This is a genomic window from Methanocaldococcus bathoardescens, assembly GCF_000739065.1.
GTDB classification, from domain to species: Archaea; AGJL01; Methanococci; order Methanococcales; family Methanocaldococcaceae; genus Methanocaldococcus; species Methanocaldococcus bathoardescens.
Map to the genome: position 1 here is coordinate 311,890 of NZ_CP009149.1, position 13,658 is coordinate 325,547.

The 13,658-nt window shown below is 30.3% G+C and carries 12 protein-coding genes and 1 CRISPR repeat array; of the genes, 7 read left to right on the forward strand and 5 right to left on the reverse strand.

Features of this window, described 5'->3' with window-relative positions:
- Positions 1-7: 7 nt before the first annotated feature.
- Positions 8-706, reverse strand: a complete 699-nt coding sequence (locus tag JH146_RS01665; protein ID WP_048201376.1) for a hypothetical protein — start codon at positions 704-706, stop codon at positions 8-10.
- 148 nt (positions 707-854) lie between these two features.
- Between JH146_RS01665 and JH146_RS01670 the strand changes: the two genes are divergently transcribed.
- From JH146_RS01670 to JH146_RS01690, 5 genes are all read left to right on the forward strand, one after another.
- Positions 855-1,715: a fumarate hydratase gene (locus JH146_RS01670; RefSeq protein ID WP_048201377.1), complete on the forward strand. Its 861-nt coding sequence runs from the start codon at positions 855-857 to the stop codon at positions 1,713-1,715.
- 258 nt (positions 1,716-1,973) lie between these two features.
- Positions 1,974-3,230, forward strand: a complete 1,257-nt coding sequence (locus JH146_RS01675; RefSeq protein ID WP_048201378.1) for a CBS domain-containing protein — start codon at positions 1,974-1,976, stop codon at positions 3,228-3,230.
- Between the two features lie 81 nt (positions 3,231-3,311).
- Positions 3,312-3,752 carry an aspartate carbamoyltransferase regulatory subunit gene (gene pyrI, locus JH146_RS01680; RefSeq protein WP_048201379.1) on the forward strand — a complete coding sequence of 147 codons (441 nt, stop codon included), beginning with the start codon at positions 3,312-3,314 and terminating at the stop codon, positions 3,750-3,752.
- 17 nt (positions 3,753-3,769) lie between these two features.
- On the forward strand, positions 3,770-4,159 hold the full coding sequence (locus JH146_RS01685; RefSeq protein ID WP_048202575.1) for a DUF126 domain-containing protein: 390 nt from the start codon (positions 3,770-3,772) through the stop codon (positions 4,157-4,159).
- Positions 4,160-4,244: 85 nt separating this feature from the next.
- On the forward strand, positions 4,245-5,255 hold the full coding sequence (locus tag JH146_RS01690) for an NOG1 family protein (RefSeq protein WP_048201380.1): 1,011 nt from the start codon (positions 4,245-4,247) through the stop codon (positions 5,253-5,255).
- A gap of 41 nt (positions 5,256-5,296) precedes the next feature.
- Here the strand turns inward: JH146_RS01690 and JH146_RS01695 are convergent, their stop codons facing one another.
- The 4 genes from JH146_RS01695 to purT form a co-directional block, all read right to left on the reverse strand.
- On the reverse strand, positions 5,297-6,715 hold the full coding sequence (locus JH146_RS01695) for an NAD(P)-binding protein (protein ID WP_048202576.1): 1,419 nt from the start codon (positions 6,713-6,715) through the stop codon (positions 5,297-5,299).
- A gap of 13 nt (positions 6,716-6,728) precedes the next feature.
- Entirely contained in the window at positions 6,729-7,526 is a 798-nt protein-coding gene (locus JH146_RS01700; protein WP_048201381.1) for a hypothetical protein, read from the reverse strand.
- Between the two features lie 101 nt (positions 7,527-7,627).
- A complete protein-coding gene (locus JH146_RS01705; RefSeq protein ID WP_048201382.1) occupies positions 7,628-8,107 on the reverse strand; it encodes a PUA domain-containing protein in 480 nt (159 codons plus the stop codon).
- 227 nt (positions 8,108-8,334) lie between these two features.
- A CRISPR array of direct repeats spans positions 8,335-9,475; the repeat unit is 30 nt; unit sequence ATTTCCATACCGAAACGGTCTGATTTTAAC.
- 384 nt (positions 9,476-9,859) lie between these two features.
- Positions 9,860-11,029, reverse strand: a complete 1,170-nt coding sequence (gene purT, locus JH146_RS01710; protein WP_048201383.1) for a phosphoribosylglycinamide formyltransferase 2 — start codon at positions 11,027-11,029, stop codon at positions 9,860-9,862.
- Between the two features lie 120 nt (positions 11,030-11,149).
- Here purT and JH146_RS01715 point away from each other — a divergent pair, with 120 nt between their 5' ends.
- On the forward strand, positions 11,150-12,430 hold the full coding sequence (locus JH146_RS01715; RefSeq protein ID WP_048201384.1) for a TIGR04013 family B12-binding domain/radical SAM domain-containing protein: 1,281 nt from the start codon (positions 11,150-11,152) through the stop codon (positions 12,428-12,430).
- 20 nt (positions 12,431-12,450) lie between these two features.
- On the forward strand, positions 12,451-13,647 hold the full coding sequence (locus tag JH146_RS01720) for a phytoene desaturase family protein (RefSeq protein WP_048202577.1): 1,197 nt from the start codon (positions 12,451-12,453) through the stop codon (positions 13,645-13,647).
- Positions 13,648-13,658: the final 11 nt, after the last annotated feature.

Here is a 13,658-nt window from a genome sequence, read left to right on the forward strand (position 1 = left end):
TATGTCATTATTGAGGGAGAATGGATTCTATATCCAATAACAACTGAAATTTCTTAAGTATGGCATTCCCCAGTTCGTTGAGTATTGGGCAACACTCATTAATTTTTTTGTTAAATGTGTTGATAAATGGCATATACTTCTTAGAGTCCTCATCGTTAGTGCAGTTTAAGAGCAATCTAAAACAAATATTGAATATGCAATTACTTAACCCAATATATACATTTTTCTCCTCTTTTTTAAATTCAAAACTTCTAAGCCCATAAATTAAATAATCAATAAACGTATCAAAATCAATAGAGTATCTTCCATTATCTGCTTTAAATGTATTAGCAAGACCATCAAGGAATATTTTTGCTTCATCATTACCCAATACTTTATGAAATTCTTCTTTATGATTGGAGTATATTTTTAATATATTGGATAAAGAATACGCTATTTTATTTACATTGTTGCTAATTTCACATGCCAGCATTTCAGCTTCTTTTTCAGGTTCTTTTAGATTATTTATATCTTCAAGGATAGCATTTAATTTTTGAATACTTTTTATAGAATTGTCTATAGAAATCTTTAAGCTGATGATTTCAAGTTCTAATAACCTTATTAATTGACTTTTTAATTTTTTCCGATTAATTTGTTCGATACTTTTATCTAACACATCTCTTAATATTGTTAAGATTTCAAGTAGTGATTGTAACAATTCAATCATATTATCACAAATGTTATTTATTTTTCTTTTATTTTTTATTTATATTTGTAAAAGATGATATTTATTTATAAAGATTTTTTAAAGTTAGCAATAAATATTGTTTTTGTTTATATTTGTATGGGCACAAAAATATGATTTTGGTGAAAGAATGAAAATATCTGACGTAGTTGTTGAATTGTTTAGAGAAGCAGTTATTTACCTACCAAAAGATGTAAAAGATGCATTAAAAGAGGCATGTATTAAAGAAAGTAGTGAAATATCAAAAAACACTCTAAAGGCAATTATAGAAAATAATAAAATTGCTGAAGAAAAACAAGTTCCTTTATGTCAAGATACTGGTGTTCCAATAATATTTTTAAAAATTGGAAAGAATATAAATTCCTCTGAAATAATGAAAATCATTGAGGAAATAAAAGAGGGTGTAAAAAAAGCAACAGAAGAGATTCCTTTAAGGCCTAATGTAGTCCATCCTTTAACAAGAGAGAATTTTAAAACAAATGTTGGATTAAATGCCCCATTTATAAATATAGAGTTTGATGAAAACTTAGATAGAGAGATTGAAATAATTGCATTTCCAAAAGGGGCGGGAAGCGAAAATATGAGTGCTTTAAAGATGTTAAAGCCATCTGATGGCATAGAAGGAATAAAAAATTTTGTTTTAGAAACTATAGTCAATGCCGGAGGTAAGCCATGCCCACCAATAGTTATTGGAATAGGTATTGGTGGAACTGCAGATGTAGCATTAAAATTAGCTAAAAAAGCATTATTAAGAAAAATAGGGGAAAGACATAAAGATAAAGAAATAGCTGAGCTTGAAAAAGAGTTGTTAGAAAAGATAAATAGCTTAGGAATAGGAACTATGGGTTTGGGTGGGGATACAACTGCCTTAGATGTATTTATTGAAATAGCTGGCTGCCACACAGCTTCTTTACCAGTAGGAATTTGTATTCAATGCTGGGCTGATAGAAAAGCAAGTAAAAAAATAAAAATAGATGAAATTGAACTATAGTTTTTTGCAAAAGTTATTAAAATTAAAATGGAAGATTTGAATGCTTACCTTTGGGAAGGCATTCATAAATGCCTTATTTATTCCAAAATGTTTTGCAAAAAACTATATAACTCAAATTTCTCTTTTTTAATACATTTAAACATTTAAACATAAAATATACAAAAACATAAGTTAAATTCCATATTCTGCAGTTAAAGTTTAAATATTAAATGTGTTATAATATTAATCATCAAAAAATTCTGTTAAAAGGTGGGATTGATGTTAAATGAACCAGTAAAAGAAATAATGACAAGAGATGTAGTTACAGTAACACCTGATACACCTGTCTCAAAGGCAATGGGAATAATGGAAGAGAATGGATTTCACCACTTAATAGTTGTTGATAATAAGGATGGTAAAGAAGAATACTATTTAATAAGCATGAGAGATTTGTTGTTGGCATCATCAACACATGAAGAAGTTGGTTCATTAATGTATAAAGCACATTGCATACACGAAGAAACACCATTCTTAGATGCAGTTTGCGAGATGTTAGATAGTGGGCAGAGAGCAGCACCAATTGTAAATGATGAAGGAAAGTTGGTTGGGATTATAACTGACTATGACATCATGGCAAGGGCTGCAAAATCAAAAATAATGAAAGATACAAAAGTTACAAAGATAATGACAAGGAATGTTATAACAATAAAAGAAGATGATTCAATTGGTAAGGCAAGGGCTTTAATGAGAGATAACAACATTGGTAGATTAGTTGTAGTAGATGATGAAGGAAACCCAATTGGAATGGTTACTGAAGTTGATATATTAAAGAAAGTCTTTAAACCTAAGAAGAAGATGACTGTTGGTGAATTTAAAGGAGAGAAAGTTCCAAGAATGGGACAGCCAGTTAAGATGATTATGAACACCCCATTAATAACAGTAGGTATTGATGCTACTGCCGCAGATGCTGCAAGAGTTATGCAGGAATACGATATTAGAGGAGTTCCAGTAGTTAAAGGAAAATCATTGAGAGGAATTGTTACAAGATTAGACATTATAAAGTATATTGCTGATTTGAAGAAAGGGGCAATGATTGAAATTGAATTGCATGGTATGTTAGACCCTGAATTTAAAGACCTCGCTGAGAGAATTATTGCAACAGAAGTTAAGAAGATGGTTAAACATACAGGAAAAATCCACTGGATAAAAATAACCATTAAAAAAGATAGGGATAAAGGAGGAATTCCATACTACAGAATAACAACCTATGTTAAAACACCAAATAAATTATATGTTGGAGAAGGTAGACCAAAAGCTTCATTACCAAATAAATTAGAAGCTGAAGGAGAAGACATAGCTTATGTCTCAGAGCATGAAAGATGGGAGTTCATTGATATATTGAAAGAATCATTAGAGTCAGTATTAAGACAATTAGAAGCTGACTATGAAAAACACCACCCAAAATATGCTGGTAGAGTAGTTAAAGGACAGTTCCCTGAAGAATTTAATCCAGAAGAGTTTAAGAAGGAGGAGTAATTTCCTAATTTTTCTTAATCCTACTTTTTAAAGCTTTATTTTTACATTTAATATTTTTAATTTAATTAATAAGTGATTCTTATGGGTGAGTTGAAAGTAAAGAAAATTACAAATGGGACTGTAATTGACCATATAGATGCAGGAAAAGCATTAATGGTTTTTAAAGTTTTAAATGTCCCAAAAGAAACTTCTGTGATGATAGCTATAAATGTCCCATCAAAAAAGAAAGGGAAGAAAGATATTTTAAAAATTGAAGGAATTGAATTAAAAAAAGAAGATGTAGATAAAATATCTCTAATATCTCCAGATGTGACTATCAATATTATTAGAGATGGAGTCGTTGTTGAAAAACTTAAACCACAAATTCCAGATAATATAGAGGGAATATTGAGATGTACAAATCCCAATTGCATAACAAATAAAGAAAAAATTAGGGGGAAATTTAAAATAGAGAGTAAAAACCCATTAAAGATTAGATGCTATTATTGTGAGAAGTTTTTAAATGAAGTAGTTTTTGAATGAAATTTAAAGGGATTATTATGGAATTAAAAGGTAGAGGTATTTCAAAAGGTGTTGTTGAAGGGATAGCAATTGTTTCAAAAGAACCTTTCTCTTTTTTAGGGGGTGTTGATAAAGAGGGAAATATTATAGATAAGGACAGTGATTTATATGGACAATCATTAAAAGGAAAAATTTTCGTCTTCCCATATGGTAAGGGAAGTACTGTTGGTTCTTATGTAATATATGGTTTAGCAAAAAGAGGAATTTTAAAAGGAATAGTTAATAAAGAATGTGAGCCAATAGTCGCTACTGGAGCTATTTTAGGAGGGATTCCATTAGTTGATAGAGTAGATATTGAGAAAATAAAAACTGGAGATAAGATTGTTGTTGATGGAAATACAGGAGTGGTGAAAATTTTAAATAAATAAAAATCAAAATCATTTTTAGATTTATTTTATCTTACTTTTTATCACAAATCCTATTTTGGGATTAAAAACTTTTTTGGTGATAATTATGAGTAGAGATGCCAATCCATTCAAAAAAATGCCAACAATCCTAATGCCTGATGAATTGATGGCTAAAGCTTTAAGAAGAGGGGAAAAGGTTGCGAGTGAGATGAGAAAGAAAGAATTACCATGGCTATTGAAAGCAAGATTTGTGGAAGAGCATAAAGTAAGAACTATTGCCTCAGTTGTTGCCGATAATCTACAAAAAGTTATAGATAAAACTCCTCCAGTAAGAAAGCTTCCTAAATTTTATCAAGAGATGGTTGAGGTTTTAGTAGGAATAGATGATTTCAAAAAATCAATGGGAGCATTTAAATGGGCATCTGAATTGGTTAGAAAATTAGGAAATGAATATGCAAGAAAAATTAGAGCAGCAAGAACTCCACAACAGGCAGGAAAGTTAAGGAAGGAATTTGTTGGTAGGGTTAAATCTATATTAGAGCAGATTCATCCAGAGATGGCATTTGTTGCTGTAGCAAGAGAGAAGTTAAAAGATTTACCAACATTTAAGGATTTACCAACAGTAGTTATAGCAGGTTATCCAAACGTTGGTAAATCAACATTATTAAAAAAACTCACTGGAGCTGATGTTGAAATAAATAGCTATCCTTTCACAACTAAGGGAATAAATGTTGGTTATATGGAAGCAATTCAGATGGTTGATACTCCTGGGCTATTAGATAGGCCTTTATATGAGAGGAATGATATCGAGTTGCAGGCAATTTTGGCTCTAAACTATTTAGCTAATTTGATTTTATTTATAATAGATGCCAGTGAATTTTGTGGTTATACTATAGAGGAGCAGATAAATCTATTGAAAGAAATAAAAGAGCTGTTTAAAGCCCCTATTGTTGTAGCTATAAACAAAATTGATTTAGTGGATGAGGAGAGGATTAAAGAGATTGAAGAGAAATTAAAAGAGGTTGGAGTTGATAAAATATTAAAAATCTCTGCTGATAAAGGTATTGGATTAGAAGAATTAAAGAGATTTTTTATAGCCAACTGTCAAATAAATTAAATATCTCCTAAGGAACTTCATGTAAAAACCATAAATGGTTTTTACAGATGCCTTTTTAAATTAAACCTTTGACAGTTGGCTATATTCAACAACTCAGAGAGCATGACTTCAACTGAATAAGCGGCTCTTGTAATTCCCATACTTCTTGGGTCTGCATCAGTTCCAACAACATAAAAACTATCATTTATTTTTGGATAAACAAAAAACTGCCCTATACAGCAAGATGCCTGCTCAGGAACTGCCTTCTGTATATGCAAAAAATCAGCTTTGTCAACATCTATGTTTAGATATTTTTCAATAGCTTCATAAGCCTCTTTCTCTGTTTTATTGACAAATGAAACTCCTATCAATGCTTTTCCCTTTGGAGCAAGGGATTTATCGTAATTGGTTATACACTTTGCCCACGCAGGCGGGTCTATCCAAATCTCTGAACCAACATAATTTAAAGGGTTTTTTTCTTCATCAATACCAAACCACACAGTTAAAGAGTTTGTAAATTTTATATTTCTTAGATGTTTCTCTAATTTTTTTATTTCATCAATATTTTTTGCTATATCAGGGAGAGTTCTCGAAGGTGCTGAGAAAACGACCATATCAACATTGTAGCTGTCTTCATTAGTTCCAATAACATAGCTCTTTTCTTTTTCAATTGAAATAACTTCTTCATATTTTATTTCAGTATTCTCTAAGGAGTTCAATATACAGTTGGTTATTGATTGAATCCCTCCAAGTGGATAACCTTGAGTTGAATATCTCCCCCCACTTACAAATTTTGATATATAGTTTTTAGAGCCATCTTTAATGGTTTTCAAAAATCCTTTTGATAATATACTTTTTATCCTCTCAGGATTGATTTTTTTTGTTAATATTGACTTCATTGGGTTTATCTTAGAATCTTTATAAATAAAAGGCAATATATCATCTTCAGGAATATATCCAGCTCCTGTAAATAACCTCCATAATGGTGTATTTTCCATATTTTCTCCAGACAAAAAATAAGAAATTGTGTCAAAAAATTTTAAGGATATATCACTCAAACCCAATGTTTTTACCACATCATAAACAGAAACATCCTTTTCAAATCCAGTACTCATCAAATCCATTATCTTTGTTGTAATCAATATCTTATCCTTATGTGGAATTATAGGGGTTGTTAGCCAATCTTGTAGAGATACGGGTATCTTGTGGAGTTCATTATTTAATCTTACATAATAGCCTCCATACGGCCTAAAGTTTGGTAAATATTTGGAATATTTTTTTAATAACCTTGTTAAAGGTCCGTTATTTAGCATGGTTATTGCATGAACTCCTATATCTACCTGATAACCATCTATTTTTTCACTTCTACACAATCCACCTATTTTATCTTTCTCAAATAACACAACTTCATAACCTTCTCTCTCTAAGGATAGAGCACTTAAAAGCCCCGATATTCCCCCACCAACAACACCTACTCTCATAAAAATTCCCCAATCATTCATTCTCAATTTCATTTATTAAGTTTAAAGAATCAATGTCTCCATATTTATTTGCAATATCTTTAATTTTTTCAAGAACTTTTGGTTTTTTATTGGTTAATTTTTTCAATTCCTTGCAGTATTTTATTATATCCCTATATCCAATCTCTAAGAATTTACTTTTAAATCTTGATAGCTCATAAGCTAAAAGCCCTCTCAAAACATCATCATTTGAGAATAAAAATACTGGGTGAATCCAGATTATTATTCTATCCTCATCTTTTTCTACAAAGTTTTCTATTTTATTCACATCCATAAATACATCGATATAGACGGAAATTTCTTTATCTATTTCAATCTCTTCTAATAACTCCTCAAGAATCTCATTCATCTTTGTATCAAACTCTATAATTTTTTCATCTAATTCATCATCTTCTAATTCCATCCACTTTAATACTCTCTCTTTAAACTCTATGGTTGTATTGTTTGACGGATAGATTATTGAGTATTCATTTGCCTCAAACTTATACTCTTTACTTGCTCTTGAGGATAGGTTTATTATCATCAAACCATCATCCAAGTTTTTTAAATTGATGCTTTTTAGTTTATATTTTCTCATTTCTACATCAAAATCTTCTAAATTCTCAAAATCATCTAAGTTTCTAATATATGCCTTTTCCCCATTTTTTCCTTTTAGATAAAACCCTTTAAATTCAATATCTGCTAAATCTCCTCTAATTACATCCTTTGAAAATTCATCTAAGTTTCTGTAAATATCTAACAAAATTTTTTGAGCCAATTCTTTTGCTTTCATTATTTCCACCTATTAAATTTAAATTAATGATAATTTACTCAATAATTCAAGCTTTTAAATAATAATGCAAAGATTTAAATAGTTTAGTTTTTAATATTTAGTTATCCTCCCTCTCTCAAATACCATCCCTTATCCTTTATATTTTTAATCATCTTTCCATCAAAGAATCCAATTCCTAAAAATTCTCTATTTTTATTAAAAACAGCTATTCTTCCAGAACCTTTGACCTCAATAATTGATTCTTTAAAGATATCTCTTCCATACAAAAATAAAACTTCACCTTTTTCATTTATAACTGCGTAGTTATCTATTATATTGGAAGATATTAATGTAAAACCTTCTAAGGATAATCTAAATTTTCTCTTAATCTCACCAAACACATTGCCCACTGAAAATATCTCATGAAACATATTTAAATTCTTTATTGTTTGTTTATTTGTGTAACAAACAGTTAGCCATTTCCCTTCCAAAACTGCCAAATTCTCATAATCAAAATTTTTAACAAAATCTTCATTGGTGTATTTGCTCAATTCCTCTTTTATTAAATTAATTTCCCTCTTTTTTAATTCTCTCACTTTCATAATCCCACAGTGGTGATATAGGTATTTAAGCTTTTTATTGGTTATTGAAAATAGATAGATTTGATTATTTCAATATTTTTTATTTTAATAAAAAGATTTTTTGTAAAATTGTTATGAATAATTTTCATAGAAAATAGTTATTTTTAAACCGAAACGCTCTAATTCCATAGGGGGCTACACCCCCTATTGGGATACTCCCCTATTTTTGTTTTATTTATTAAAATTATGTTTTTACACCGTAACGGTCTGATTTTAACATAATATATACTCTTAGCTTAAAAGTATATGATAAAGTTTCCATACCGAAACGGTCTGATTTTAACATTCTAACTCATATCTTGGACTCTCAAAGTAGTAGTTTCCATACCGAAACGGTCTGATTTTAACAAAATTGTAATATTGCCTTCCTTTGATGCCCTAAAATTTCCATACCGAAACGGTCTGATTTTAACTCATGAATTAGTTAAAGCATATCAAAGACATAAAGATTTCATGATTTCCATACCGAAACGGTCTGATTTTAACTATAAGTTTGTTCAATAATACTATACCAACGCTCTAACTGCTCCCTAATTTCCATACCGAAACGGTCTGATTTTAACGAGTATAGAAATAAAATCTGGGGTTATTGTTACAAAAAAATTAAGAATTTCCATACCGAAACGGTCTGATTTTAACCAAATTCTATTTCAAATTCATAAGTGTCTCCAGACAAATCAAATTTCCATACCGAAACGGTCTGATTTTAACAAAACATTCATTATATAACAAAAGCATTAATTTCTGAATTTCCATACCGAAACGGTCTGATTTTAACTTTCATTGTAGTATCAAATAAATCATTATTACCTGCATTTCCATACCGAAACGGTCTGATTTTAACATTATATATATCATTATTATATGAACAAATGAATGTATTTCCATACCGAAACGGTCTGATTTTAACTATGTGGAGAAAGACTTGTTGGAGAGGATATTTATGAAATAGATTTCCATACCGAAACGGTCTGATTTTAACAATTCAACATTTCTTGTTTTAATGTATCATCAATAGTATCAAATTTCCATACCGAAACGGTCTGATTTTAACTTCTGTGCATATCAATGAGAATACTTGGGTTAGTCTCCATGTCATTTCCATACCGAAACGGTCTGATTTTAACCTAAATCACCAAAGTTATATAGTGCTTTTATATCAATATTTCCATACCGAAACGGTCTGATTTTAACTGCACCGTCAAGTTTTTCTTCAATATAAACTTTATCATCATTTCCATACCGAAACGGTCTGATTTTAACAAAATATGCACCTAAAAAGCAAAAAGTGAAAAAGTTATTTCCATACCGAAACGGTCTGATTTTAACAGGGCATTATTTTGCTCATTTTGTATGTTATCTCTTCTAATATTTAAGCTTTTTCATACCATAATTTTCGAAGGGTTAATAACCCATTTTATTTATAAACCCTCGAAGTTTTTAATTTAAGTGTATTTTTCAATTTTCTATCTTAAAAAGTTTTAAAATTTTAAAAATGCAAATATTTATTGGGGAAATTTTGATTTAAAAATAATTATTTAAAATCTTTTAAAAATCTCTATAATTTAATAAATCTAAATACTTAAAATAATTAAAATAAGCTACCCTTAGAAATTTGATAAAAACTCTTAAAATTAAAAAATAAGTTTTTAAAAAGCTTTAAATTAAAAATAAAAAACTTTCCACGAGATAAATGTAATTTGAATATTAAAATTATTCAATTTTTACAGCATGAGCACATCTCTCAGCTAATTCTCTTGCTTTCTCTACTGAATCGGCATAAGCTAAAGCAACACCCATTCTTCTACCAACTTTTGCATTTGGCTTACCAAACAATCTCAATTTAGTATTTGGCACTTTTAAAGCCTCCTCTATATGGTATTTTGGAGCATATTTATTTATCTCTGCCTTTATTACATGGCTTGCCCCTGGATGAATAAGTTTTGTTGATACTGGCAACCCTAAAATAGCTCTAACATGAATCTCGAACTCACTCATCTCTTGGGTTATCATTGTAACCATTCCTGTATCGTGAGGTCTTGGTGAAACCTCGCTAAATATAACCTCATCCCCTTTAACAAACAACTCAACCCCAAAGATTCCATATCCACCTAAGGCATCTGTAACCTTCTTAGCTATTTCTTGAGCTTGTTCTTTTAATTCATCGGACATATTGTGTGGCTGCCAGCTTTCGTGATAATCTCCATCTATTTGTATATGCCCTATTGGCTCACAGAACTTAGTTCCCTCAGCAGTTCTCGCAGTTAATAAAGTTATCTCATAATCAAAGTTTATAAACTCTTCAACAATAACCCTATTTCCTATTCCTCTTGCACCTTCCTTAGCTATCTTCCAAGCTTTCTCAATATCTTCCTCACTTCTAACCACACTCTGCCCCTTTCCAGATGAAGACATGATTGGCTTAACTACACAAGGCAAACCAAGTTTTTCTACAGCATCTCTCAACTCTTCTAAAGAATCTGCAAAAGCATATTTAGCAGTTCTTAATTTTAATTTTTCAGCAGCTAATCTTCTTATTAACTCCCTATTCATGGTTATTTTTGTAGCTTCAGCTGTTGGGACAACGTTATATCCTTCTTTTTCAGCATCTATTAATGCATCTGTATTTATTGCTTCAATTTCAGGAACAATATAATCTGGTTCTTCTCTCTCAATAATTGCCATCAATGCATCATAATCTTTCATATCAATAACATAGCTTTTGTGAGCTACTTGCATAGCTGGGGCATTTTGGTATCTATCAACAGCTATACACTCAATCCCCAATCTTTGAGCTTCAATAACAACCTCTTTTCCTAACTCACCACTCCCTAACAATAAAAATTTCACACTTCCCTTTAAGAGAGGTGTCCCAATTGCCATAAATTCCACCAAAAAATTTTTAGCATTAAAATTTTATTTTATATCTTTAGCTTTTAAAGGAATCATTAATATAGTTTTTGTTAATATCTCATTTGAGGATAAATATTTTTAGGGATTGACATGGAAGAAAACACTGCTTTGGTAGTTTATTATACAAAACTACACAAAAACAGTTTCAATGCATTGATTGGGGCTTTAGAAGTGGATGAATATTTTGATAACTTCCCAATATATTTTGCTAATAAAAAAGACATTTTTAACTTAGAGGGTATTTTAAAAAAGCATAATAAGGTTGTTATTGCCATATCTTTCTTTACAACTGAACTCTGGAAAACTTATGAATTAATTAATGAACTGAAATCTAAATATCAAAAGTATAGGAATAAAATTATTTATTTAGCTGGAGGACCTCATCCAACAGGAGACCCAAAGGGAACATTAAAGTTAGGATTTGATGTTGTTTGTATAGGAGAGGGAGAAGAGACATTTCCAGAATTTATTAAAGCAGTTAATGAAAATGAAAGTTATGAAAAAGTTAAAGGAATAGCATATTTAGATGATAACAAATTTGTATATACTGGTAGAAGAAAACCTGTTGATTTAAATAAATATCCGCCATTTCCTGTAAAGCATAATAAATTTGGACATATAGAGATAACAAGAGGTTGCCCTTATGGTTGCTATTTCTGTCAAACACCGAGAATATTTGGAAAGAATGTAAGGCATAGAAGTATTGAAAATATCTGTAAATACGTTGAAATAATGGCTGAAAGAAATTTGAAAGACATTAGGTTTATAACACCAAATGCCTTTGGCTATGGTTCTAAAGATGGAAAAACATTAAATATTGATAAGGTTGAAAAGTTGTTGGAAAATATTAGAGAAATTTTAGGTAATAATGGGAGAATATTTTTTGGAACATTCCCTTCAGAAGTTAGGCCAGAGCATGTTAATGATGAAACTGTTGATTTAATTTTAAAATATGCTGATAACAAAAGTTTAGTTGTTAGAGCTCAATCTGGTAGCCAAAGAATATTGGATTTATGCCATAGAGGACATACAGTTGAAGATATATATAACGCAGTAACTACTGCAATAAAAAAAGGTATTAGTGTTAGTTTAGATTTTATTTTTGGACTTCAAGGAGAAACTGAAGAAGATGTGGAAAAAACAATAAAGGTTATGAAAGATTTAATAAAAATGGGTGCTAAAATACATGCTCACACTTTCATGCCATTGCCACAAACACCTTTTGCAAAGGCAAATCCTGGGATAGTTAATAAAAAAATAATAAGAGCTATGAGACATGAGATTCCTAAAGGAATATTTTATGGAACATGGCACAATCAGCAAATATTGGCCGAAAAAATATCAAAATATTTGCAGACTGGAGAGCTATAAAAATCAAAATGGTAGATATTATGAGAATTGGTATTGTTGGAGCTGGATTGGGAGGTTTATTAGCTGGAGCTTTGTTATCTAAGAATCATGAGGTTGTTGTATTTGAAAAACTTCCATTTTTGGGAGGGAGATTTACAAACTTAGAGTATGAAGGATTTCAATTAACAACAGGAGCTTTACATATGATACCACATGGAAATGATGGTTATTTAGCTCAGGCATTAAGAAAGGCAGGAGCTAAAGTAAAGATTGTAAATTCAGAACCAGATGGGACATTTTTAGTTAATGGAAAAGAGTATTTATATAAAGAGCTATTTTCACTCTTAGGATTTAAAGAGAAAGCAAAAGCACTTACTATGGCAGCTAAATTAAAGTTGGGGAAGATTAATGAAAATATCTCATTTGGAGAGTTTTTGGAGGACGTTGATTTAGCTTTAAAGGTTGGAAATGCATTTACTGGATGGGCTTTGAGCTTAACAGCTTACGAAACACCAATGAGTGAAATCATAGAGATAGCTAAAAACTACCACAAATTTGGAGGGCCAGGAATTCCTATAGGTGGATGTAAGGCAGTTATTGATGAGCTTTCAAGAATTATTAAAGAGAACAATGGAAAAATCATTAAGGAATATGAGGTTAAAAGCATTGAGATTGATGAAAAAGCTTATATTGATGATTATGAATTTGATGTAGTCATAAGCAACATATCCCCAATTGAAACACAAAAGATTTGCAACATCAAATTTTTAAAATCAAAGCCAAAGCCATCTAAGGGGATAAAAATAAGCATAGCTACAAAAGAAGGGCTTATAAAGCATAGTGGTGTTTTATTTACACCAGAATGTGAGAGAATAAACGGATTAAACCAAGTAACTAATGTAGATAAATCCTTAGCCCCTGAAGGATGGCATTTAGTTATGACTCATCAAACACAACTAACTAACAACATAAAAAAAGAAATTGATTTAGGTTTAGAGGATATTGAGAATCTCTTTAAAGGAAAAGATTACAGAATATTGCATATTCAGTCATATAGGGATGATTGGCCTGTAAATCATGCATCTAATGGAACTGACATTGGCAACATTGTGAATGATAAGCTTTATTTAGTTGGAGATGGAGCTAAGGGAAGAGGAGGAATTGAAGTTGAAGGAATAGCTATAGGGGTTTTAAAGGTTGTTGATTATATAAACAATGTTTTAAATACAACAAAATAAATAAAAAATAA